This window comes from Pantoea sp. XAF26B01_ASV70 (genome assembly GCF_054512635.1).
Genome location: NZ_CM137251.1, coordinates 2,167,729 through 2,191,754, shown reverse-complemented (window position 1 = coordinate 2,191,754; position 24,026 = coordinate 2,167,729). Strand labels below are relative to the sequence as shown.

General features: G+C 57.1%; 21 protein-coding genes. 6 read left to right on the top strand and 15 right to left on the bottom strand.

The genetic code is table 11. From position 1 onward, the window contains the following. Window positions 1-4: 4 nt before the first annotated feature. Window positions 5-340, top strand: a complete 336-nt coding sequence (locus tag ACX8ZY_RS10210) for a gamma-glutamylcyclotransferase family protein (RefSeq protein WP_158131695.1) — start codon at window positions 5-7, stop codon at window positions 338-340. Between the two features lie 230 nt (window positions 341-570). On the opposite strand, the gene ACX8ZY_RS10205 is transcribed toward ACX8ZY_RS10210, so the two are convergent. From ACX8ZY_RS10205 to hipB, 5 genes are all read right to left on the bottom strand, one after another. After that, window positions 571-2,616 (bottom strand): FUSC family protein, encoded by a 2,046-nt coding sequence (locus ACX8ZY_RS10205; RefSeq protein ID WP_157352163.1) that lies wholly within the window; start codon window positions 2,614-2,616, stop codon window positions 571-573. A 75-nt stretch (window positions 2,617-2,691) separates the two neighbouring features. Next, window positions 2,692-4,113 carry a M24 family metallopeptidase gene (locus ACX8ZY_RS10200; protein WP_158131694.1) on the bottom strand — a complete coding sequence of 474 codons (1,422 nt, stop codon included), beginning with the start codon at window positions 4,111-4,113 and terminating at the stop codon, window positions 2,692-2,694. 171 nt (window positions 4,114-4,284) lie between these two features. After that, on the bottom strand, window positions 4,285-4,491 hold the full coding sequence (locus tag ACX8ZY_RS10195) for a type II toxin-antitoxin system MqsA family antitoxin (protein WP_010244885.1): 207 nt from the start codon (window positions 4,489-4,491) through the stop codon (window positions 4,285-4,287). A gap of 104 nt (window positions 4,492-4,595) precedes the next feature. Further along, the gene (locus ACX8ZY_RS10190; protein WP_010244882.1) at window positions 4,596-5,909 is read right to left on the bottom strand and encodes a type II toxin-antitoxin system HipA family toxin; all 1,314 of its coding nucleotides are present in this window, start codon (window positions 5,907-5,909) and stop codon (window positions 4,596-4,598) included. Continuing rightward, window positions 5,909-6,157: a type II toxin-antitoxin system antitoxin HipB gene (gene hipB, locus ACX8ZY_RS10185; RefSeq protein ID WP_010670157.1), complete on the bottom strand. Its 249-nt coding sequence runs from the start codon at window positions 6,155-6,157 to the stop codon at window positions 5,909-5,911. Before hipB ends, ACX8ZY_RS10190 begins: the two co-directional genes overlap by 1 nt. Before the next feature lie 180 nt (window positions 6,158-6,337). Here hipB and ACX8ZY_RS10180 point away from each other — a divergent pair, with 180 nt between their 5' ends. Next, entirely contained in the window at window positions 6,338-6,775 is a 438-nt protein-coding gene (locus ACX8ZY_RS10180; protein ID WP_425021118.1) for a GNAT family N-acetyltransferase, read from the top strand. A gap of 33 nt (window positions 6,776-6,808) precedes the next feature. On the opposite strand, the gene ACX8ZY_RS10175 is transcribed toward ACX8ZY_RS10180, so the two are convergent. The 4 genes from ACX8ZY_RS10175 to ACX8ZY_RS10160 all read right to left on the bottom strand — a co-directional run bounded on the left by ACX8ZY_RS10175 (window position 6,809) and on the right by ACX8ZY_RS10160 (window position 12,023). After that, complete coding sequence (locus ACX8ZY_RS10175; RefSeq protein ID WP_010244873.1) at window positions 6,809-7,603, bottom strand: inositol monophosphatase family protein; 795 nt, start codon at window positions 7,601-7,603, stop codon at window positions 6,809-6,811. Between the two features lie 23 nt (window positions 7,604-7,626). Then, window positions 7,627-8,688: an ABC transporter ATP-binding protein gene (locus ACX8ZY_RS10170; protein WP_346547798.1), complete on the bottom strand. Its 1,062-nt coding sequence runs from the start codon at window positions 8,686-8,688 to the stop codon at window positions 7,627-7,629. Next, complete coding sequence (locus ACX8ZY_RS10165; protein ID WP_062757662.1) at window positions 8,685-10,910, bottom strand: ABC transporter permease; 2,226 nt, start codon at window positions 10,908-10,910, stop codon at window positions 8,685-8,687. Before ACX8ZY_RS10165 ends, ACX8ZY_RS10170 begins: the two co-directional genes overlap by 4 nt. A gap of 87 nt (window positions 10,911-10,997) precedes the next feature. Next, window positions 10,998-12,023: an ABC transporter substrate-binding protein gene (locus tag ACX8ZY_RS10160; RefSeq protein WP_033757674.1), complete on the bottom strand. Its 1,026-nt coding sequence runs from the start codon at window positions 12,021-12,023 to the stop codon at window positions 10,998-11,000. A gap of 221 nt (window positions 12,024-12,244) precedes the next feature. Here ACX8ZY_RS10160 and ACX8ZY_RS10155 point away from each other — a divergent pair, with 221 nt between their 5' ends. The 3 genes from ACX8ZY_RS10155 (at window position 12,245) to ACX8ZY_RS10145 (ending at window position 16,364) form a co-directional block, all read left to right on the top strand. Then, the gene (locus ACX8ZY_RS10155; protein ID WP_062757664.1) at window positions 12,245-13,279 is read left to right on the top strand and encodes a LacI family DNA-binding transcriptional regulator; all 1,035 of its coding nucleotides are present in this window, start codon (window positions 12,245-12,247) and stop codon (window positions 13,277-13,279) included. Between the two features lie 264 nt (window positions 13,280-13,543). Then, window positions 13,544-14,437: an SDR family oxidoreductase gene (locus ACX8ZY_RS10150; RefSeq protein ID WP_010244858.1), complete on the top strand. Its 894-nt coding sequence runs from the start codon at window positions 13,544-13,546 to the stop codon at window positions 14,435-14,437. A 103-nt stretch (window positions 14,438-14,540) separates the two neighbouring features. After that, entirely contained in the window at window positions 14,541-16,364 is a 1,824-nt protein-coding gene (locus ACX8ZY_RS10145) for a glycoside hydrolase family 15 protein (RefSeq protein WP_158131690.1), read from the top strand. Window positions 16,365-16,402: 38 nt separating this feature from the next. Here ACX8ZY_RS10145 and ACX8ZY_RS10140 read toward each other — a convergent pair whose 3' ends face one another. The 5 genes from ACX8ZY_RS10140 to ACX8ZY_RS10120 all read right to left on the bottom strand — a co-directional run bounded on the left by ACX8ZY_RS10140 (window position 16,403) and on the right by ACX8ZY_RS10120 (window position 20,095). Then, window positions 16,403-16,873: an RES family NAD+ phosphorylase gene (locus ACX8ZY_RS10140; protein ID WP_033771790.1), complete on the bottom strand. Its 471-nt coding sequence runs from the start codon at window positions 16,871-16,873 to the stop codon at window positions 16,403-16,405. Continuing rightward, window positions 16,873-17,325 carry a type II RES/Xre toxin-antitoxin system antitoxin gene (gene parS / locus ACX8ZY_RS10135; protein WP_010244850.1) on the bottom strand — a complete coding sequence of 151 codons (453 nt, stop codon included), beginning with the start codon at window positions 17,323-17,325 and terminating at the stop codon, window positions 16,873-16,875. The genes ACX8ZY_RS10140 and parS overlap by 1 nt, the downstream gene beginning before the upstream one ends. Before the next feature lie 89 nt (window positions 17,326-17,414). Further along, entirely contained in the window at window positions 17,415-18,569 is a 1,155-nt protein-coding gene (ampC, locus tag ACX8ZY_RS10130; protein WP_060680228.1) for a class C beta-lactamase, read from the bottom strand. Window positions 18,570-18,600: 31 nt separating this feature from the next. Next, window positions 18,601-18,846 (bottom strand): hypothetical protein, encoded by a 246-nt coding sequence (locus tag ACX8ZY_RS10125; protein WP_022625634.1) that lies wholly within the window; start codon window positions 18,844-18,846, stop codon window positions 18,601-18,603. Window positions 18,847-18,913: 67 nt separating this feature from the next. Further along, window positions 18,914-20,095: a glycosyltransferase family 4 protein gene (locus ACX8ZY_RS10120; RefSeq protein WP_158131689.1), complete on the bottom strand. Its 1,182-nt coding sequence runs from the start codon at window positions 20,093-20,095 to the stop codon at window positions 18,914-18,916. 619 nt (window positions 20,096-20,714) lie between these two features. On the opposite strand from ACX8ZY_RS10120, the gene hpxO reads away from it, so the two are divergent. Continuing rightward, entirely contained in the window at window positions 20,715-21,872 is a 1,158-nt protein-coding gene (hpxO, locus tag ACX8ZY_RS10115; protein ID WP_010244840.1) for an FAD-dependent urate hydroxylase HpxO, read from the top strand. Between the two features lie 51 nt (window positions 21,873-21,923). On the opposite strand, the gene dcp is transcribed toward hpxO, so the two are convergent. Then, window positions 21,924-23,969: a peptidyl-dipeptidase Dcp gene (gene dcp, locus ACX8ZY_RS10110; RefSeq protein WP_172608526.1), complete on the bottom strand. Its 2,046-nt coding sequence runs from the start codon at window positions 23,967-23,969 to the stop codon at window positions 21,924-21,926. Window positions 23,970-24,026 lie beyond the last annotated feature (57 nt).

Here is a 24,026-nt window from a genome sequence, read left to right as displayed (position 1 = left end):
AAAAATGAAGCGCTTATTTGTCTATGGCACGCTCTGTCCGGGCCGCGAGAATGCCCATATCCTGGAAAATATTGGCGGAGAATGGCTGGCCGGTTCGGTGAACGGTACCTTCTATCAGCGCGGCTGGGGCGCAGCGGCTGATTTTCCGGGCATCGTTCTGGATGAGCATGGGCCCGACGTGCCGGGTTATCTGTTTCTCTCCGACCAGCTGGACGCCCACTGGCCGATGCTGGATGCGTTTGAAGATGGCTACGATCGCGTCGAAGTTTGTGTTTCTGCCGAGGATAATCGGCAATACAGTGCGTGGATTTATCAGCTCCAGCCGCAGAAAAGCCGCTGAGCTATTACCGCTGAACTTTTCCTGCATCAACCCTGCTTTCCTGCATTGAGATGCGCGCGCCCTGCTCTTATTGTCTGCTGACCCTATTTTCCTGTCAGACAATATGCGGGCACGTTGCCTGATTCTCACTTTAATTAAGACCTAATGTATGATGTAACTAAAATGAGATCGTCCGCTCTGGTCCCGTTTTACGCTATCTTAAATCCACCAGCCAGCCTTGTTATACCGGGTTAATCTGGCCAGCGCTGATGTGGAAACAGTGATACCCGAATATTAAACAGATGGATTAAGGGCGCAACAGCCACACTCTCCTCTCGGGCGATCGGCTCCAGTTTTAGCAGCAACAGATCCAGTTCTTCCAGCAGATCCTGATGTGGCGCTAACTGCAGCGACTTCATCTTGCGCTTCAGGTATAGCGCCAGCTCGTGAAACATCTGACCACTATCAATCTGATGACTCTCCAGCACCTCACGATAACGTGCGTAGAAGTCATAACAGTTGGCGCCCAGCCAGGTTTCAGTAATCAGATACCCCCCCACCACGATATCCGGCACCGGATCGAGCCTTTTACGCGGCAGAATGATATTCACCCGGTCGAGCATCCGCGCAATAAATTGCTGCCGTGACAGTAGCGTGGCGGAATTGCGCTCCACCATTTTAATAAACCCTAACAGATCGCGCAGCCCTCGTTGCACCGCTCTTCTGGCTATCCATGACGGCCGTTTGTTGCGGATCAACGCCGTCAGCACTACCGCAAACATAATCCCCACCATCGAGGAGATGGCCGCATTCAGCGTGACGATCAGATTCGGGACATAGTGATGGCTTAAGCCGATAAAACCGGGGATCTGGATGGCGACACTCAGCCCTACCAGATTGGTCGCCGGATTGGCAATCACCAGGCTCAGCAGCATCAGACCGGGCAGCAGTATGATCATCAGCGCCTGTAAGGTATTGGCCTGCGGGATCAGAAAAGCGATGTAGAACAGGCTGACCACCAGCGCAATCATCACCCCTTTCACGAACAGCTTCATCGGCGTTACCGGGGAATCGACACCAGCAAAAAATGAACTGATAATCGCCGCCATTAGAGGTGCATTCGCCCCATCGGCCCAGCCGCTGCCAATCCAGAACAGGCTGGAGAGGAAGGTCGCCAGAAATGCCGTCAGCGCGGACAGCCGTAACAGTCCCTTGTCGATATGCCGGTGTTCCCGGATATTGCGGATCGCCGCCCCATCCCCGTGGCTGTAGAGATCCCCTGCGCGCGCACTGACATTCTCATAAGCATCGGCAATGCGCACAAAGTTAGCCAGCCGCTCAAGCAGACCAATCAGCAGCAGGCTCTCTTCGGTTGCCAGCAGCCCGGCCCGCCATTCGTGCTCCAGGGTTGCCTGACTGGCAGCAATCGCTTCACGCAGTCCGGCAATATCGTTAATCCGATCGTGATGCAGCCACAACAGGAACTGCTGAAACACGTCGGTGACGCACGGCGGAAAACGAATATTCAGTTCGGCCAGCACACCCAGCCGTGATTCAATCGCCGTCAGTGTCGGCAGCAGATAAGTCAGATGCTGATACTGTACGCTGACCAGACGGATGACATTACGCGCCGCTTCGCCCTCATAGACGCAGTGGGTCAGCAGCGTTTCAACATTCAACGGATATCCCGCCATCTGAATCAGGATATCTTCGCGCTCCAGCGATTTGTTCTTTGCCATACCGCTGATCAGTTCATCACAGAGTTTGCGCGCATTCTGAAACCAGAGATTAACGCTCTGCCCCAGCAGATGATGCATCGAAACCGGAAACACCAGCCGGTGAACCAGCGTGCTGCAAAGGATGCCCAGCGTAATCTCCTCAATACGTGAAACTACGGTGTTGATGATTGCCAACGGTGACTCCACGTCAGGAAATCCCATAATCGCTGCGCTGTAGCCAGCCAGCATAAAGATATAGCTCTTCGGCGTGCGGTCATGCAGAGAGAGCCAGAGGCAAACCGTTACCCATAGCGATACGCACAGGCTGAACAACACTGGCGACTGCACCGTTTCGGGGTAGATCAGCAGAATAAAGATGCCGCCCAGCAGCGTGCCCAGCAGGCGAAACAGCGATTTCGAGACGGTCGATGCTGCATAGAGTTGCGAGGTGACAAACACCGTGGTGAGCGCCCAGGCGGGTTTTTCGAAGTTAAGAACGAGCGCCACAGAGAGTGCGATAAACGCGGCAAAGGAGGTTTTGCAGGCAAACAAAACCGCGTTTTTGGTAAACCATTTCATCGAATGAGAGCAACCAGGAACTTTCTGAGGCGCGTATCCTGACAGATGCGCCTGCGTTTTACTCTCAGTTAAATTTTACAAATTATTACCGGCCGCATCAGGCCGGTTAAGCCCCTGCTGGCGCACCAGTGCACGGCGCTTATCCAGTAAAAAAGGGCGCAGATAGCCTACCGTGTTCGAGAGCAAAATCACCTCTTCGGCAAGCTCAATCTTCAGCACGTCTGTCAGATACGCTTTGCGCTGAGTCATTCGTTGCCAGAGATCGGGAAAACGACGCGCCAGCTCATCACGCAATGCCGCGTCCGCCAGTCCGACCGTATCCTCGATACTGCAGCCGCCATAACCCGGCACCGACGGGATAATATCAATCTGCAGCAGCATACCGCTTTTCAGTGTCACGGCTGAATCGGGATAGATGGGCGAGCTTAGCCACTCTTCGTCAGCCACCAGATGCCCCGGATTAAGATGCCAGCCATACTGCGCTTTCGGCAGCACCGTTTCGATAAGCGAATAGAGTTCGCCGCCGGTGATCCCGATCCGCAGCTGCTCCAGCCAGCTGACCACCGCATGATAATAGGGGATCGCCAGCCGGATCAGCCAGTCGGAGACGTTACACTGTAACTCAGAGACTTCACTGACCACGTAAGCCGAGCGGCTGGTCAGCCCGCCTTTGTAGCCGGTGGTAAGAGAAAGCTTATCGCCTGTCGCAATCCGTTTATCAGACGGATAGAGCCGGGCCTGGGCGAAACGATCGCCGGTCGCGGCAATCGTCACCACCGTGTTTGGCTGCCCTTCTGCGTTCAGACGTGCGCCTAATACCTTCTCTGTGACGCCCGGCGCTACGCTATCCAGCGCAGCCAGCATCGCGGTTGAAGCAAGATTGGCCCCCGCCTCATAAAACGCCACTTCATCGGCGCCGTTAACGCAGCGTGCACCGTTGTCAGGCGAGATAAACAATCCGGTGGCGTTTACCAGTTGCGCATCGCCGCCCGCTGCCTGCGCCGCCGCGGCATAGATGAACTGCGGCAGATCAAACATCCCTTGCTGCCTGCCGGTAAATAACTTCCAGCCCACCAGCCCGGTGCGTTCTCCCGCCACTATCCCTGCCTCTGTTAACAGCTGATCCAGGGGCTGCTCCCCGCGCATAGGCTGGTTGGGCAGAGAAAAGACCGCCGCATGCAGACAGCGTCCCGGATTGCGGGCAAACGGCACCAGCTTGAGGTTCTCATTACCCATGATATAGGTGAGCTCGCCCTGCTGAGTCACCACCAGCAGCGCCTCCTCAAAGCGCGGAATGAATCCCGCCAGATACTCAAAATTGCTGCCGTGCTCTTTGTCGGCATAGATAATCAGTTGCGCAATCTGCTGCTGCTGCATCCGCTCAATAATGGCGGCCAGACGGCGATGCAGTGTTTCATCAGATATTACAGGGCTGGCAGCACTGGGAAATGCCGGCGGTGACGGGATTGTTTCCAGGGCATAGCGATTGGCATCCATAACGCACTCCAGTGGCCAGATTGACGGGGTTTGATTTCCATTCCCAGGGTAAACCTGAGCTTTAGCCTGTAGGGTGCCACAATCACACAACTTACTCGTTGCGTGTTATCAAAAGAGGGACATTCACCTGTAACAGAGACAAAGAAGCCCGCGCTAAACGGGCTCTCTATGTTATTTGATGGGCACGCCTGCATTCTCCAGCGCTTCAGCCTTTTCGGGATATAACTCCGACGTTCCGGCATTCATAATCACCGCTCCACAGCGGATGCAGTGATCGCCCTTCACATCTGGCACAACGTCCTCCGGATTACCCGTATTAAGACTGACGTCGCGCGTGGCGTACACAAACGCCTCTCCTTCACATCCCGGACACTTCATACCATGACTCTCCTGTTAAGCCTGTCAGATAAGCATAGCCGACAGGCTTTTAGCCATACACAGGAGGAGAGGTTTTTCAGGATATTGCCAGCTCATAAGCGCCATCACTCTTTGTGCCGCAGCCGCTCCAGCATAATCAGTGAATGACTAAAAATGGCGTCGGCGATGTGCTGCGGGAAATCGGGCGGCAAGGCATCGCGCACCGAGACCACTGCCTGGGGAAAGGCCTTAATAAAGAAGTCGAAGATCTGCTGCAAACTGTCACGATCAAAACTGACGCTTTTTGCCGTGGCGATAAAATGGCGTGGGAAGATTTTGTCGATCTCTGTCTTCTTCCCCTTAGTGGCACGCAGCCCCATCGCCAGTTTCAGTGCTCGCTTGTTCAGACCGGTGCCGCCCAGTACCGGGTAAGCGGAGATCACATCATAAAAGGGAGTCAGTCGATAACTGCCGCCGCGCTCAATAAACAGTGAGAAGTTCTTGGCGTGACCGTCAGTTGCGCCAATCAGCCACTGAAACACCTGGAACATCATAAAGCGATAGCGATCTTCGATGGCGTTGCTCGATCCCATCAGTATCTGCATGATTTCCGCAATACCCGGCCCGCCATCCGACTCATATTTGGTTGAAGAAGGCAGTCCCAGCGCCTGACAGAAATCCTCCTGCGGCAGGCGAATCAACCGGGTTTTATCGCGTGACCAGCGGCGGTCGAAACGTTCTACCGCCAGGGCGCGCATCTGTCCGGCACGAATAATCGTTGCCTGCGGCACGTCGATACCGAGTGCACGGGCCAGCGCCAGACAGAGATACTCATTCTCCACACTTTCACGCATATCCAGCGTCGCGGCCGGCTGTTTAATCTCTCCGATCGGCAGCTTAATGATGTGCGAGGTGGGCGTGGCACCGGCAGGAATGCTCCAGCCTTCATCGGTCAGCAGCAGTGCGGTTTTCTCCTGCGCCCCTGCGACCGAGATACGGAAATCGGTCTCTTCACGCAGCATCCCCAGCGGGATATCTGACTGATAGGCCGACAGCACGCTTTCGAGCCGGGTTTCATCCAGCACTTCATAGCGGGCCTGCAGTGCGGGCAGTGGCATATCGGGCGGCAGCAGCATAGTCGCCCCGACGCTGTCACGTCCCACTTCCTGCAACAGATCAAACGGCTGACGGGATTTAATCTGGTAACGCGCCACGATTCTGTCGCGAATCAATGGGCTATCCGGCAGCAGGTTATCGAAGAAGTTAATCACGGCGTGTGAGGTGATCGCCCTAACCTGCAACGGCATCGAAAGTGACAGCGGCCTGGAGAGCGGATTACTCAGCCAGCCGGTATCATACTGAAACTCATGAGCGCCGTTTCGCTGGCGGGTGAGTACGCCTACCCGCTCGCCGTTCATCCACGCAATCAGCCTTTGCATTACCACTCATCCTCATCATGCACCTGAGGCGCACCGGCCTCCTCTTTCTCCTGAACTTCCAGACTCAGCTCCAGCGACTGTAACAGCTTAAACAGCGTTGCCAGCGAGGTACTGTCAGGGGCATTTTCAAAGTGAGAGATGGTGGCCTGTTTCAGGCCGACCTTTTTCGCCAGCTCACTCTGGGTCCAGCCATTGCGCTGACGAATGAGCTTTAGCCGGTTTGCCAGCTGTAGCGGGCTGTATATCATGGGGTGACTCCTTCTGGATCACAGGCTGTAAGCATAGCGCAGGGGCATTATCCCCGACAGGGTATAAAACAGCTTTTACCCCCTGGAGAGGATAATAATTACTTTATACCCCATAGCGGATAATTGCACAATTATCCTTTATGAGGGATAAGCCGGAACCACGATTAAAAGAGGACGAGGATGAGCACATTTACCCTTACCCATCAGGTCAACGACGACGATCGGGAAGAGTTGCTGGCAGGACTGGGGGCTTACAACCGGCAGTTCATCAGCCGCGATAACTGGGGACCGCTGTCGGTTTCTCACAGGGACGAACAGGGAATGTTGCGCGGGGGAGTGATCGCCGCACGCAAAGGAAACTGGCTCTGTATCGATTATCTCTGGGTGGACGAAACGCTCCGTGGCAGTGGTCTGGGCAGCGCACTGCTGGAAGCCGCAGAGCAGGAGGCGGGAAAGATGGGATGTCTCTATGCGCTGGTGGATACCTTTAGTTTTCAGGCCCTGCCGTTTTATCAGAAACAGGGTTATCAGCCGCAGATGTCCCTGCCCGATTTTCCGCAAACCGGTATGCAGCATCACTATCTGACCAAAACGCTACGGCCAAAAGCATCACGCTGACCACAGTACCATCAGCGTGACAGGGTCACATAATTATAAACCGGCAATGCGCCGCAGATCCGCTTCGGCACCCGGTGCCACGGCCAGAACCTGCGCGCCTTTAGTGATGCGATCGCCTTCGGTGTTAAACGGGTGGTACCAGCCGCCCGCTTCTTTTACCAGGCAGTAACCCGCCAGGCAATCCCAGGCGTGCATATAGGGTTCGTAATAACCCACGACCCGACCGGCGGCAACCCAGGCCAGCATTAGTGCGCCGGAACCAATACGGATAAAGTTACCGCCTGCCGACAATAGTGCTGCCACAATCTCGCCTACCTGCTGCGGGCTGACATAACTGTTGGCACCAAAACCGGTAACGTGGTTTTGCAGCGTGCGTGTGGGATCGACCTGCAGACGATGACCGTTGAGCGTCGCGCCCTGCCCCAGTGCCGCCACGTAGCACTCCTGATAGGTCGGCGCGAAAATCACCCCGATGACCGGCACATCGCCGCGCAGTACCGCGACGGAAACACACCAGCTCGGCATCCCATTGAGAAACGGGCTGGTGCCATCGATTGGATCAACCACCCAGGTGTAGTCAGACTCTCCCACCTGCAGTCCCGACTCCTCACCCAGAAAGCCATCATCGGGAAACGCATCCCGTATACGGCTGGCGATAAGCTGCTCCACTTCACGGTCAGCAATCGACACCACATCCTGCAAATCGTACTTGGTCTCCACCACCAGCGTCTCGCGACGGTTGAAGTAAGATAACGCCGTCGCGCCACCTTCACGGGCAACGGCTTCCGCTAAAGCCAGACGCGCCATTATTTCATCATGCGATTCCATGCGAACTCCTTGAGTTAGTCAGATTAACGGGCAATCAGGGCAAGGCCCTGCGGCTTAAAGTTGACGCCAACTGTGGTGGCGAGCGGCAGACGCTGTTCCATCTGCGGATCGATAATGAACAGCGCGCCCAGTTCGGTGGCGACTTCATATTCGATATGGTCGCCCAGCCAGGTGCTGTGAATGATCTCCCCCTGCAGCGCCCCCTGACCGTCGCCGGACAACGTAATAAACTGCGGTCGCACCGCCAGCTGAGCACAGCCGGTTTTTGCACCGGCACCTCGTACCCGGAAGCGCTGATTACCCAGGCGGACCAGCGCGTCATCCGCATCCGCCTCTTCCACTTCACAGGGCAGAATATTCGCCTCCCCCATAAAGTCCGCGATAAAGACCGAATTAGGTGAATGGTAAAGCGTCTCCGGCGCGCCCTGCTGGGCAATATCCCCCTCTTTCATGACAATAATCTTATCGGAGACCGCCAGCGCCTCCTCCTGGTCATGGGTCACGTAAACCGCCGTAAACCCGAGCCGCTGCTGCAGATCGCGGATGTCGGTGCGCACCCGACGGCGCAGACGCTCATCAAGGTTCGACAGCGGCTCATCAAGCAGCAGCACCTGCGGTTCCAGCACCAGCGCGCGGGCGACCGCAATACGCTGCTGCTGTCCGCCAGAGAGCTCCGACGGCAGCCGCTGCCCCTGACTCTCCAGACCCACCAGCTTCAGCCCCTCGCGCGCCCTGTCCTGCGCCTCGCGTTTGTTCATGCCCGAGGAAAGCAGCCCGTAGAGAATATTGTCGATGGCGTTCATATGGGGAAACAGCGCGTAGGACTGAAACACCATCGCCACGTCGCGCTCGTTGGCGGGCAGATGGGTGACATCTTTGCCGCCAATCAGAATCCGCCCTGCGGTGGGATGCTCCAGCCCGGCCAGCAGTCGCAGCGTAGTGGTCTTGCCGCAGCCGGACGGCCCGAGCAGCGTCACCAGCGTACCCGGCTCTACGGTGAGCGACAGATCCGGCACGGCAGTAAAACCGGCAAAACGCTTTGCGACATGTTCAAACACCACCGATCCGGCGTTAATGGTCGTCATACGGCTCTCTCCTGAGTCAGAGTGGATGCAGAGGGTGCGGCAATAATCACCGCCGGTTGGATTGCACGACGCAGGCGACGTTCGCCCACCAGCAGCTGGAAAAGGCCAATGATCAGCAGCATCACCACTATCAATACCGAGGAGTAGGCAATCGCCACGCCATACTCACCGTTCTCCACCAGCCCGACAATGTACGAGGTCGCCATGTTGTACTGGGCGCTGACCAGGAAAATCACCGCACTGATAGAGGTAATGGCCCGCACAAAGGCGTAAACCAGCGCGGCGCTGATGGCCGGTTTCAGCAGCGGCAGCACCACTTTACGCAGGGTACGGAAACTGTTTGCGCCCAGCGTCAGTGAGGCTTCATCCAGGCTTTTATCCAACTGGCTCATCGCCGCAATACCACCACGCACGCCGACCGGCATATTACGGAAGACAAAGCAGGCGATCAGGATCATCGCGGTACCGGTGATCTCCAGCGGCGGCAGGTTATACGCCATGACATAGCTCACACCAATCACCGTGCCGGGAATGGCAAAGCTCAGCATCAGCATGAATTCAAAGGTCTGACGACCGGCAAACTTCTGTCGCACAATCAGCCAGGCAGTCAGCAGTCCGACAATGGCCGTGAGCGGCGCGGCGATCAGGGCGATCTCCAGCGTGGTCCAGAAAGAGCTCCAGGCGACGCCGCTCCAGACCAGTTGTCCCTGATTAACGCTGACGCTAAAGGCGCGGATGTAGTGATCCAGCGTCAGGTTGTTATTCAGCCCCCAGGACTGCACAAAGCCGCCAATCATGATCATGCCGTAGATCACCAGGGTGAACAGACCCCAGGGTATTACCATGCCATAGACGCTGTAGCGCACCGGACGCGGCAGCATCACATGACGGCCGCCGTCGCCTTTGCCGGTGACAGTGGCGAAGCTTTTGCCGGAGAGCCAGACGCGCTGCACCAGAAAAGCGGCCAGGGTGAAGCCCAGCAGGATCATCGCCAGCACCGCCGCGCGACTCGGGTCGTTCTGTGCGCCAACCACGGAGAAGAAGATCTCCGTCGACAGCACGCCGTGACTGCCGCCCAGCACCATCGGGTTACCGAAATCGGCCATGCTTTCGATAAAGCTGATTAAAAAGGCGTTGGCCAGCCCCGGCGCCATCAGCGGCAGCGAGATGCGGGAGAAGGTGCGCCAGCGGCTGGCGCGCAGGGTCTGTGACGCCTCCTCCAGTGACGGACTGACGCCCTCAACCACGCCAATCAGCACCAGAAAGGCGATGGGGGTAAAGGAGAGCACCTGCGCAATCCAGATGCCGGTCATGCCATAGAGCCAGCGGCCCGGCTCGATGCCGAACAGCGTCGCCAGCGATTCGGTGACCACGCCAGAGCGGCCAAACAGCAGGATCAGCGCCAGACCGATGACAAACGGCGGCGTGATAATCGGCAGAATGGTCAGCATCCGCAGCGCTTTTTTACACGGCAGCGAGGTGCGCGTCGCCGCCAGTGCAAACGCCAGTCCCAGCAGCGTAGCGCCACTGGCCGTCATCAGCGCCAGTCCCAGCGTGCGCCAGGCGGTGCCGCAGGTGCCACCGGTAAAACAGCCGAGGCTCCAGATGGCGGGATCCTGCATATTGGCAATCAGTCCGTCAGGTTTAAAACTGCCATCAATATCCTGCACCGAGGCGACAAACAGGCTCAGCACCGGATAGAGCACAAAGGTCGTGACCAGCGCCACCAGCAGCACAATCGACGCCACCACAAAGGCATCGCCTTTCAGCACGCCGCGCTCCGCCAGGGCAAAGGCGAAAATCAGCAAAAATATGGTCAGCAGCAGCAGCGCGCCCGCGCCCATCGCCGGTTGCCCCTGCGCCAGCGGGCCGGTGAGGTTCTCCAGCCATAACCAGTTCCAGCCACTGAAACCGATGGCATGCCCTTCCAGCACCAGAAACAGAATGCCGCAGGTGCTGAACAGCAGCAGCAGTGTGCTGCGGGTGCGGCCCGGGGGCAGAAAGGCGCTGCCAGCACAGAGCAGCCACAGCGCCACGGCGATGCCCAGCCAGCTGTGTAACGCGAGCTGCCCCAGCGCAGGCGCATTGGTCTCATCACCCCATAAGCTGAACAGCCAGTCACCCGAGAAGAAGCCCTGCTCCAGGCTATACCAGGGCAGCAGCGTCAGCGCGCTGGCGCCCGCCAGCAGCGCGCCGGTTAAGCGACGATTGTGCGCATTCATAAATCACCTCAATCAGGAAGCGGACATCAGGCTTACGCCACCGCGGTCTGGCACAGACCCGGCTCAGGTGGCCGGGGCGCACCACCGTTATTGTGCGCTGGCACCAATCTCTTTATCCCAGCGGCCCAGCAGCGCTTTGCGTTTTGCTGAGTCACCATAGGTTTTAAAGTCATAATCGATCAGCCTGATGTTCTCGAAGCGCGGTGCATATTCAGAGATCTCCGCCTTGCGGTTAGAGGGCAGCTGGAACGATTTCGCCTCTTTCATATGCGACTGTGCTTCAGCGCTAAGCGCCCAGTCATACCAGGCTTTGGCATTGGCCAGGTTTCGTGCCCCTTTGATGATCGACATCGAACCAATTTCATAGCCAGTGCCTTCACAGGGCGCGACGGGCTTAATCGGGAAGCCATCCACTTCCATCGCGACGGCATCATGCATAAAGACAATGCCGATGGTGGTTTCACCGCGCGCGGCGGCTTTGACCGGAGCAGAGCCGGACTTGGTATATTGCGAGATGTTGGCGTTGAGCTTCTTCAGGTAGTCAAAGGCTTTGTCTTCGCCCATGATCTGCACCAGCGTCGCCAGGGTGTTATAGGCCGTGCCGGAAGAGTTGGGATTGGCGATCTGAATCTCGCCTTTAAAGCCAGGGTCGAGTAAATCCGCCCAGCAGGCAGGCACTTTCTGCTTTTTCTCCGCCAGCAGTCTGGTGTTATAGCCCCAGCCCAGCGCACCGGCATAAACGCCCACGGTGCGATAACCGGAGATCTCCGCCACTTTTTGTGACCAGGGCTGCTGCTGATCGAGCAGTGGCGATTTATAGGCCTGGGTCAGCCCCTCTTCAGCAGCCTGCATGTGCGGATCGCCGGTACCGGCCCACCAGATATCGGTACGGGGATTGCGTGCCTCGCTGCGGATACGGGCATAGGCTTCACCGGCAGAGAGCCGCACCATGCTGAGTTTGATATCGGGATGGGACTGGCTGAACAGCGTGGTCATCTGTTCGCACACCACCACATCGGCTGAGCAGATCATATTAAGATTGCCCGCCGCCGAGGCAGCAAACGGCACTATAGGGCAGACGATTACAGCAGCGAGCAGAGAGGAATAACGCATGGTGTTCTCCTGGGCTGGATGACGCAGGCGCGCCAGCTTTTGCACACGTGTGCAAACGTGTGTGCAGATTAGTACGGCGGGCCTGAGGTAGTGTCAATTCAGTTGTTAAGCAATTGTCAGTCGCTGTCACAAATTTGAAACCTTTCGCCCGTCTGTATTTTTTGCACAGGCTTGCAACTTCAGGCAAACTCAGTGCAGACAATGTCAGGCGAGGAGAGAACATGCAGCAGCTAAAGGCGGTGGTGAGTGCGCAGGATGTGGCTGACCGGGCGGGCGTCTCCCGCTCAGCGGTCTCCCGCACTTTTACACCGGGAGCCAGCGTGTCAGATGCTACCCGTCAGCGGGTGATGAGAGCGGCGGAGGAACTGGGCTATCACGTCAATCATCTGGCGCGCGGCCTGGTGCGCAACCGCAGCGGCATCGTCTGCTTAATTGCCTCCGAGGTGGACACGCCCTACCGTGCCAGCCTGGTGCGCTGGATGACCCAGTATCTGCAGGAAGCGGGAAAAGTGGCGATGCTGATTAACACTGACCGATCCGATGCGCGCGTTTCCGCCGCGCTGCAGCAGGCGATTAATTTTCGCGCCGACGCATCGATTATTCTCTCCGGCATGCCGGACAGCGGTATCACCCGGCTCTGCTACAAACATGGTCAGCATCTGGTGCTGATTAACCGCGACGAATCCCTGCCCGGCACGCTCAGTATCAACCTTGACTCCCGCCCCGCCGCAGAAATGGCGGTTAACGCGTTTGTGCGGGCGGGATGCAGCCGCATCGCCTTTGTCAATTCGCTGGCGGGAACGCCGAGTCTGCTGAAGCGCGAAGCGGATTTTCTGGCCGCCGCGCAGAAAGTAGGCGTCACGGTCCAGGTGGAGCGGTTCGGCACCACCTCTTACGAAAGCGGCCAGATTCTGGCCCAGCGTCTGCTGACGCGTAAAGTTCGCCCTGATGCGGTGTACTGTGCCACCGATTTGCTCGCCTGCGGCTTTATGGATGAGGCGCGTCACCGCTTTGCGCTGCGTATTCCGGACGATCTCTGCATCATCGGACACGATAATATCGCGCAGTCGGGCTGGGCCTCTTACAACCTCACGACCTTTGCACAGCCGGTGGAACAGTTCGCCCGCGATGCCATTGCCTGGCTGGTGGAGACGGAAGCGCAACCGGAGACGCTGATGCCAAAAAATGAACAGCAGCAGGAGCGGAGAATATATCCGGTAGATGTGGTCTGGCGCGGTTCGGTACGCGGCGGTTAACCGCCCTTTTTTATTTTCTTCCGCTATGTAATTACGTCCTGAAATAATCCACAACCGATCTTACGCTTCGCTTTAAATATCCCGCCCCTGCACTGAAAAATAATCGGACGCTACTGCACAGTGTTCCGATTTTCTGTCTACGCTTTATCTGCATTATTAAGTTCTTCTGGTTTTAACTGCTCAATGAATCAGCAGTCAGATGTGACAAATATCACATTTGTGCCAGGCTTAATGTCTCAGATAACTCTGTTCAAGGAGCATACAATGGCTACACCAACTAACAAGACGCTCGATCTGGATCAATTTCCTAAACCTCCTTTTGAGGACCAGCCACAACAGGCGCCAGGCCTGGCCAGCAAAATGATCCCGGTTCCCGACCACGGTGAAACCAGCTATCGCGGCACGGGCCGACTGACCGGCCGCAAGGCGCTGATCACCGGCGGTGACTCCGGTATTGGCCGCGCGGTGGCTATCGCTTATGCCCGTGAAGGCGCAGATGTGGTGATTAACTACCTGCCGGAAGAACAGCCCGACGCCGATGAAGTGATTAAATTAATCGAAGCGGAAGGCCGTAAAGTTTTTGCTATTCCGGGCGACATTCGTTCTGAAGAATTCTGTCAGCAGCTGGTCAAAGAGGCAGCCGATAAATTAGGTGGCCTGGATATTCTGGTTAATAACGCCGGTCGTCAGCAATTTAATGAGTCCATCCGGACCCTGAGTACGGAAGATTTTGACGCGACGTTTAAAACCAACGTTTATGCGATGTTCTGGATCACCAAAGCGGCGCTGGAATATCTGCCACGCGGTGCGTCCATTATTAATACCTCGTCCGTACAGGCGTTTAAACCCAGCGATATTCTGCTCGACTATGCGCAGACCAAAGCGGCCATCGTCGCCTTTACCAAATCCCTGGCGAAGCAGCTGGGTGGCGACGGTATCCGGGTTAATGCCGTTGCACCAGGGCCGTACTGGACCGTGCTGCAATCCAGCGGCGGACAGCCGATGGAGAAAGTGAAGCAGTTTGGTGCCGATACACCGATGGGCCGTCCGGGCCAGCCGGTTGAGATCGCCCCACTCTACGTTACCCTGGCCTCAACCGAGAGCAGTTACTCCTCCGGGCAGGTCTGGTGTTCTGATGGCGGCACCGGTACGCTGTAATCTCACTCAGGTGGCCGCATAACGCGGCCATTTTTTTGTCCCGCTTTTGCCCCGCTTAAGAAACCTCGCCACCGTGATATACCGTAATATAAGGAAGCAGATTATGGAAAACCCGATCTTTCATTCGCCGGTCAGAAAAGAGGGCTTTGCGGGCCTGGGTGATTATGCCGCCATTGGTGAAGGCCGTTCTGTTGCGCTGATTGCGCCGGACGGTTCAATTGACTGGTGGTGCGCGCCCAATCTCGACGCAAAGCCCCTGTTTGATCGCCTGCTTGATGCCGGACTCGGTGGTTACTTCCAGATTGTCCCGCGTGCGCCTTATCAGGTCTCACGCCGCTACCGCGATAACAGCAACGTGCTGGAGACCCGCTTCGAAACCCGTGACGGCACCGTGCTGCTGACCGAATCGATTAACAGCACGCTGGCGGGCCGTCTGCCCTGGTGCGAACTGGCTCGCCGCATAGAGGGTGTCAGCGGTGAAGTGGAATTAGCGATCACCCTGCGCTTCGGCACCGCCGCTGAAACCCGTTCACCGTGGGTGGCCGATAATGAGAAAGGCAAGGTGTTTCACATCGCGGAGATCATGGCGATGTTGCGCACCAGCGAAGATATTCAGATCACAGAGCTGGATGACGAGCAGGTCTGCGCTACGCTGCGTACCTATGCCGGTTCCCGCTCGCTCTGCGCGCTGCTGGTGACCGAGAAAGAGCCGCTGGCGGTGCCGCCGCTGGAGGCTATCGATCAGCGGATTGAAACCAGCCACACCGGCTGGACCAGCTGGGTGGAGAGCCTGAGTTATGAGGGCCGCTACCCGACGCTGGTGAAGCGCTCAGCCCTGTCGCTGAAGTTTCTCTGGTACTCCCCGACCGGCGCACTGGCTGCTGCTGCCACCACCTCCCTGCCGGAGGGGATCGGCGGCGAGAAAAATTATGATTACCGCTACGCCTGGGTGCGCGACGCCTGCCTGATTATTAAAGCCTTCGTCTATCTCGGAGCGCTGGAAGATTGTAAGGCGGCCTTTTCCTGGCTGTCGCAGACCATCATGCGCCACGGCGTCAGGCTGCGCGCCTGCTATGCCCTGAATGGTGATGAGGTCCCCGCTGAGCGTTATCCGCCGCTGAGCGGCTATCAGAACTCTCAGCCGGTGCGGGTCGGCAATAATGCCCGTGACCAGCTGCAGCTCAGTATGTATGGCGACATGCTGGTCACCGCGCAGCATTTTATCGAGGCGGGACACGTGCTGGATATCACCACCTCGCGCATGCTGGGCGAGCTGGCGAACTGCTGCGCCGATCACTGGCGGCAGAAGGATTGTGGCATCTGGGAGTTGCCGGAGTTGCAACACTACACCCACTCCAAAATGGCCTGCTGGATGGCGCTGGATCGGGCGGTGGCGCTGGCAGAAAGTCAGCATATCGAACCGACCTGGCTGGGACGCTGGCAGCGGGAACGTGACCGTATCCGCGACTGGATTGAGTCGCACTGCTGGTCAGAGCAACAGCAGGCTTATCTCTTTTACGCCGGCAGTGACGATCGCCTCGACGCGTCGCTGGCGCTGGTTCACAGCTACGGCAACGCGGTCAATCCGCAGCGGATGCTCTCGACCTACCGTGCTATCCGGCAAAAACTGGGTGACGGCAGCGCCATGCTCTATCGCTACAGCGGGGTAAGAGAAGAAGAGAGTACCTTTCTCGCCTGCGCCTTCTGGCTGGTGGAAGCCTGGGCAGAGATGGGTGAGGCGGATGAGGCAGAACAGGCGATGCAGGAGATCCTGGCTACGCTGAACGGCCACGGTAATGTCGATATCTTCAATGAGATGTATGACGTCCGCAGCCAGAGCTGGCGCGGCAATATGCCACAGGGGCTGAGTCATCTGGCGCTGATCTGCGCGGCGCAGGCGCTAGCGGGATCGCAGGCCCCAGCGTGATGTGAGATGTTGCGCTTAGAAAGTGGCGAATCCGTGCCCTACTGCAGCCTGAAACGCGGATCGAAGAAAAATGGCTCCACCACCACCTTACTGATGATGCCAGCCGCTGCCGGATGACGGGGATTGAACAGCGCATTCCACTCGCCGGTCAGCGTGCTCGGTACCTTCAGCACAAGGCCGTTATCCGGGCTGGCAAGCCAGTCGTCACCAATTTGCCGCGTGGACGATGGCGCGGGATCGGCCTGCCAGTCATCGGGTAGTGCCTCCAGCGAGAGCTCGGTAATCAGCGATTCAGGGACGCTAATCGACAGCATTGAGTAGTCGTGTGACAGATCCTGAATGGTGAGATGAACCAGCGCCTCAAGTACACAGAGCGCCCGGCTTGATCCCATATAGACACAGACCGTTCCCACGGAATTCCAGCGCCCCCCGTAAGTGCGGGCACCAAAACCATCAAAGGCGGTTATCGCATACTCACTCTTCACCAGGCGAAAGAAACGTACCGCCATCAGGTAATCACGCCATGCTCAAGCTGGCCAATCAGGTTAATCACCGCTTCTGCACCCGCCACCGTGGTGGTCATCTCCGCCGGTTTCTTACCGCCCAGCGCTTTGGCGGGCGTTTCCAGCCACTGCACCAGACGCTGCCTGTCGTCGCGGAACAGTTTGCTGGCGGCAGAGAGGACGCGGATCAGCATGTAGATCCGTCCGCTCTGATCGGGCGAAAAGGTCTGCTGCGGATCTTTAACTTTGCGGTTGTAGGTGGTGCGATCAATGCCCGCCAGACGGCACAGCCAGCCCTCGTCAAAGGTGGACAACGACGCCGTGCGTTTCAGCACGCCGCTGCTGAACCCTACCGCAATACGCTGGTGCGCATCAGGCAGTGTTTCCGGCAGATTCAGGGCATGCAGCAGCGAATTGTCGCGACGATGCTGAGCGGGTGTGTAGATGGCGATAGACATAGCAGCCTCCTGTTCATTTGATTTTTATTTTAGCGCAAATGAACAGGCGGTGCCAGCTTTACCCCGTCGCTGAGCAAGCGTGATGCCTGTTACTCAGGCTTCTCCTGCTGTAACGCCTGCAGAATCTGCCACGCCGCCTTTATACGCAGCGGATTAGGGTAATTCTTGTTGGCGAGTATCACGATGCCGCTGTTCCTCTCAGGAATAAAGGCGATATAGGCACCAAATCCATTGGTTGCACCGGTTTTATGCACCCAGCTGGCGCTCTGCGACGGCCCGACCGGATTGAGCAGCGTTGCCGGGCGGGGTTGCAGCGCAACACCATTATCGCTGTCACCCATCAGCGTGTCGGCAGTCACCGGCCAGTCGTAGATCTCCCAGCCCAGTCCCTGAAACAGGGTGCCGACTTTGAAGTAGCGCGCCTGCGCGGTGCGAATGGCATTACGCAGCACGGCATTCCCCGAAGAGAGGCGGTTAGGATCCACATTTGCCTGCATAAAGGTGAGCATGTCACGCGCGGTGGATTTAACGCCGTAGGCTTCTGCATCCAGCATGCCGGGTGAGACCCGTACCGGCTGGCCATTTTTATAGCCCCAGGCGTAGTCCAGCATCATCGAGGGCGGCACGGTGATATAGGTGCGCGTCAGACGCAGTGGCTGAAACACATTTCGCGCCATCGCCTGCTCATAATCACCCTTCACCATCAGCGAACCAAACAGACCGATGCTGGCGTTAGAGTACTGCCGGAGCGTGCCGGGCGCTGCTTCTGGCTGCCATTCCTGATAGAAACGCAGCAGCGAAGCCTGATCGGTGACATCATCCGGCAACTGTAAAGGCAGTCCGCCCGCGGTATAGGTCGCCAGATGCAGCATCCGCACCGGACGCCACTGCTCACCGGTCAGCTGCGGCCAGTACTTCTGCACCGGATCGTTAAGGCGTATTTCGCCGTTGCGGATCATGACGCCAGCCAGGGTGCCGGTAAACGTTTTGCTCACGGAGCCCAGCTCAAACAGCGTGTTTTCCGTGACCCGGCGGCGTGATTCGAGATCGGCCACGCCGAAGTTCACAAACTGCGCCCGGCCTTTGTAAAGCACCGCCACCGACATGCCGGGGATCTCCTGCTGCTCCATCAGCGGTTCGATCGCGGCTTTAACCAGAGAAGTAACCTGCTGTGAAGAGAGATCGGCGGCGACACAGCTGGCAGAAAGAGAGAATAACGCGAGATAAAACAAAGACTTTTTCATTGGCAACTAAGGGATTCTTCACTGAATTAAATTATTTACACTGGTCGGCACAGGCCTGCACGCACATCTGAGCCTGAGAACTGCAGCCACCGTTGTCCCGGGTGTTGCAGTGCGATTGTTCTGTGTAGCAGTTGGTCTGACAGGCGGAGACATCGCAGCGGGCAGCGACGGGCGTCAGCTGTGCCAGGGGCGCGCGGGCCGGAAAAAGCGGTGCGGGCTGAGCGAAGGCGCTGCTGCCCAGTAATCCGGACAGCAGCAGGCTGATGATCATTTTCATAAGAGTTCTCCAGAGGGACGCTGCACTAAGTATGGCCAGTCTGGCGCGCCCCGTCAGAGAAATCTAATCAAATTGAGACTACAGGGGGATGTTGAGTGACATTAATCACGCCACGGCTGTAGATATCGTTGAGCCGGGCAATGTAACGCTGGGTGTCATGCTGATCTTTGATGCGCAGAATCGCCGCCTCACCTTTCTCCTGCAGCATCTCAGGACGGTCGATAATGGCGAGCAGTATCGATTTCAGCCCCTCCACCAGCGACTGGCGTAGCTGCGTTTTCTGCTCTGGCGAGGTAATACTGTATTCACGGTCAGCGTTAAGCGGACTCGCAATCACCCAGCCTGCGCTGGCAGGATTAATCTCTGGCAACGCGCGCACGTTGCTGGTGATCACCGGGCAGCCGTTAGCCTGCATCTCCAGTACCGAGAAACCGTACGTCTCCTGCCAGGTTGGTAGCAGTCCGGCATCGCTCTGGCGGAACAGCTGCATCAGGGCGCCGTTATCCATCTGTGAATGATGCGTGAAGCAGCGATAGCGTTTGATGCGATTCTCAATGCCACTATAGAAGGTCTCATCATCCTGGAACTGGCGGTGCGCCACGTTACGACGCTTGGCGAGATCGCCAATCAGCTGCACATCCAGCTGGGACTCTTCCAGTTTGCGCTCTTCAATCAGCTCACTGATCGCCAGCACGACTTCAGCCCCGCCTTTGCGGTAGAACTCGTTACCGGCAAAGGTCAGTTTCAGAATACCGGGCTGACGCGGCGCTTTCTGCTGGACAAACAGCTTCTGCGGCGGATGCAGCACCAGGGTTTTACGGCGGATTTGCTGGGCAATATCCGGCCTGAACAGTTTCATCTGAATGTTCAGGGTGGCATCTGAGATGGCAATCAACCCCAGGCAGTTATCTTTTAACAGATAAGGAATGAGGCGTTTCAGCTCGGGGTTGTCCTGCTTGGCGACGCCCGCCACCGGCAGCACACGCGGCAGCTCCGTTTCAAACGACGCGACCCACTTCTGATGGGTTATCGCCACTTCATTGAACAGATGCAGGATGTCAGCCCGCGATGCCCCTGAAAAAGGCACAGGCTGAAAGACAAAGGTTTTATTTTTTTTGAGCAATCGGGTTCGTAACGGATTAATAAAGTAGAACAGATTGCTCTTTTTCAGATTGATATATTCGTTATCCGGATTAACTAAGATATTACGCTGCTCCGGATACTGGTTATTCGTGATTCCAATTTTCATGTTCGCCTTCCAGAGTCCTTGTGTCCGGAGTGATCTATATCACGTGATCGTGACTGGCGGGTCTGAGCAATATCCTAAAAGCCCGTAATGACGCGGCCTGAACGCTTTTGCTAATGATTGCACACGGTGCTAAAACAGACACAATTGTGTCTGGTTATGAATTTGCATTTTTTATTAACAGGTGTGTTTAACTGTGTCAGGCTAACCCCTTATTGAATATGACGATTATTTTCCGGGAAATATTCGCGCCAGTTGTTATGTAAATGTTTAATTAATTGTCAGGAATATTAGCGAAGCGGATGAGGATTTTAGTTAATAACTTTTAAAGTAATAAGAATGACCATGCTGAAAAGTGCCCGGCGCGTTCCACTGGCTGATGATTAACACAGACACAGACGGGCGATAATGAAATAAATGATGCAGTACGGTTATAGCCGCACCCTTTTTGCACGCCCGTTTGCCACAATTCAGTGCAACTGATTAAGAGGAAGGCGGGAGTCAGGTGCCCCCCATTATACATTAAGCCTATGATTTACATTGTTATTTATATGAAACTCTCTACCACCATCTCTCTGGTACAAAAGTTGCAGGAAGTGACGTATGCAGACAGGAGAGCATTATGAAAGCAATCGTGATTGGTGGCGGTATAGGCGGCATGAGTAGTGCCATTGCGCTGGAGAAATCCGGAATTGACGTTGAGGTCTTTGAAGCCGTAAAGGAGATGAAGCCCGTCGGCGCGGCGATTTCCATCTGGCCAAACGGTGTTAAATGCCTGAATGCGCTGGGCATGAAAACCGCGCTGCGTGAGCTGGGCGGGAACATGGCCTATATGGCCTATCACGATGGCACCACCGGCGCACCCCTGACCCGCTTCAGTATGGCGCCGCTGGTGCAGCAGGTTGGCGAATATCCCTGTCCGGTGGCGCGGGCAGAACTGCAGGCGATGCTGATTGATACCTTCGGGCGTGAACGGGTGCAGTTTGGTAAGCGGGTGATCCAGGTCGAGCAGACCGGCAGTGGCGTGATTGCCACCTTTTCCGACAACACTCAGGCCACCGGCGATTTCCTGATTGCCGCCGATGGCACCCATTCGGTGATCCGAGAGTATGTGCTGGAGCAGAAGCTGGAACGACGTTACGCCGGTTACGTTAACTGGAATGGCCTGGTCACCATTGATGAGAAGATTGCGCCCGCCGATCAGTGGACCACCTTTGTCGGTGACGGCAAGCGGGTGTCGCTGATGCCGGTCAGCGGCAATCGATTCTACTTCTTCTTTGATGTGCCGCTGCCGAAGGGACTGCCGCAGGATCGCAGCACGGTGAAAGCGGACTTAACCGGCTATTTTCAGGGCTGGGCGGAGCCGGTACAGCAGCTGATCGCGGCAATCAATCCTGACACCACCAATCGGGTTGAGATCCACGACATTGAACCTTTCAGCCGCTTTGTTAAAGGACGTGTGGCCCTGCTGGGCGATGCCGCCCACAGCACCACGCCCGATATCGGCCAGGGCGGCTGCGCGGCGATGGAAGATGCCGTGGTACTGGCCTCGACGCTGGCTTCTCATTCACTGGGTATTGAAGATGCACTGCTGCGCTATCAGGCGCGACGGGTTGAACGGGTAAAAGATCTGGTGCTGAAAGCGCGCAAACGCTGTGACGTCACGCATGCGCGCGATCCGGCGATCACGGCAGAATGGTATGACTCTCTGAAAAGCGAAACCGGTGAACGGGTGCTGGCCGGAATGTGCGAAACCATTGAAGGTGGCCCGCTGGGTTAACACGAATAAAACCGGGCTGTCAGCGCGACCAGCGCGTGACAGCCCGTTCTGCTATGACTCCGCCAGACCACGATTTTTCAGCATGGGCTCCAGCTGCGGAGGCCCGCCCCGCCAGCTTTCATACAGTGTTTTGAGATCGCTGCTGTTCCCCCGGGACAGAATTTTCTGTCGGAAGAGGTCGCCGTTCTCGCGCGTCAGTCCGCCATGTTCCGCAAACCACTGATAGCCATCGTCGGCGAGCATCTGCGTCCAGATATAGGCATAATAACCTGCTGCATAGCCACCGCCCCAGATGTGCTGGAAATAGCTGGAGCGATAGCGCGGCGGCACCGCCGTCAGCGCCAGATTATCGCTCTGTAACGCCTGCTGCTCAAATCCCTCCACGCTTTGCGGCGCGGAATCACGGTTAAGGCTGTGCCAGTGCAGATCCAGCAGCGCGGCAGCCAGCAGCTCGCTCATCTCGTAGCCTTTGTTGAACGTGGCGGCCCGGACGATCTTTTCATGCAGCTCAGCGGGCATCAGCGCCTGAGTCTGATAGTGGCGAGCGTAGTTGCGGAACACCGCTGGCTCACTGGCCCAGTGCTCGTTGATCTGCGAAGGAAACTCGACGAAATCGCGCGGGGTTTCCGTCCCCGACAGGCTCGGATAGCGCTGGCTGGCAAACAGACCGTGCAGCGTGTGACCGAACTCGTGAAACATCGTGATGACGTCGTCCCAGCTCAGCAGCGCCGGTTCACCGGCTGGCGGTTTGGTGTAGTTACAGACGTTGTAGATCACCGGTTTGCTGTCGAGCAGCGTGGACTGGTTGACGAAGTTGCTCATCCAGGCGCCGCCGCCTTTGCTGTCGCGCTTAAAGAAGTCGGTGTAAAACAGCGCCAGCGGGGTCTCATCGGCGTCAAAAATCTCATAGACCTGGACGTCGGGATGGTAAACCGGCAGATCCTGTCGCGGCGTGAAACGGATGCCATAGAGCTGCGTCGCCGCCCAGAACACGCCATTCTGCAGCACCGAATTCAGTTCGAAGTAGGGCTTAATCTGGCTCTCATCCAGATCGTAACGGGCACGCCGCACCTGTTCGGCATAAAAACGCCAGTCCCAGGCCTGCAGGGTAAAATCGCCCTGCTGCTGATCGATGGTCTGCTGGATAGCCGCCGCTTCACGCTCCGCACGACCGCGCGCGGCAGGCACGATGTTATGCATAAACGCCAGCGCCGCCTTAGGCGTTTTGGCCATCTGATCCTGTAACTTCCACTCGGCATAGCTGGCAAATCCCAGCAGCCGCGCCTGCTCCGCCCTGACCTGCGCCAGACGTAATACCAGCTCGCGGGTGTCGTTCTCATCGCCTTTTTCAGTGCGCGTGACGCCCGCCTTAAACAGCGCTTCACGGGTTGCGCGATCGGCCAGGCTCTGTAGTGCGGGTTGCTGGGTGGTGTTTTGCAGCACCAGCAGCCAGCGCTTTTCCAGTCCGCGTGCCTGCGCTTCCGCCTGCGCCACCGCCAGATCGGCCGGTGAGAGTCCCGCCAGCTTCTGCAGATCATCGACGACCAGCCCGCCCGCTTTAGTGGCGGCCAGCAATTTGTTGGTGAAGCGGGTACCGAGGCGGGCCGCTTCCTGATTCAGTGTCTTGAGCTGCTGTTTCTGCGCTTCCGGCAGATTAGCCCCCGCCAGTTGAAAGCGCTGCCAGATCACCTCAACCAGCCGTTTTGATTCAGCATCCAGTTTAGCGCGCTGCAGATAGACCGCATCGAGCCGCGAAAACAGCGGGCGGTTAAGCATGATGTCATCGTTGAGCGCGGTGAGCTGAGGCGCAATATCCTCATCCACCTGCTGCAGATACGGGCTGGTATGCGCCGAGGTCATGGCACTGAACACCAGATTCACCCGGTTGAGCAGCTGTCCGCTCCTCTCCAGCGCCTCATAAGTGTTGAAAAAGCTGGGCGCGTCGCTGTTCAGTGCGATCGCCTCGATCTCCTGACGCTTCTCCTCAATGCCCGCCTGCAGCGCGGGCAGGAAATCCTGCTCCTCAATCTGGTCAAAAGGAGGAGTCTGGTAAGGCAGTGTGCTGACGCTAAAGAAGGGATTCTGACGGGCGTTCATGGTTCGCTCCTGGTGGGCATCGCAAAGTCTTATCCTGACAGGTTGCCGCGAAAGCGA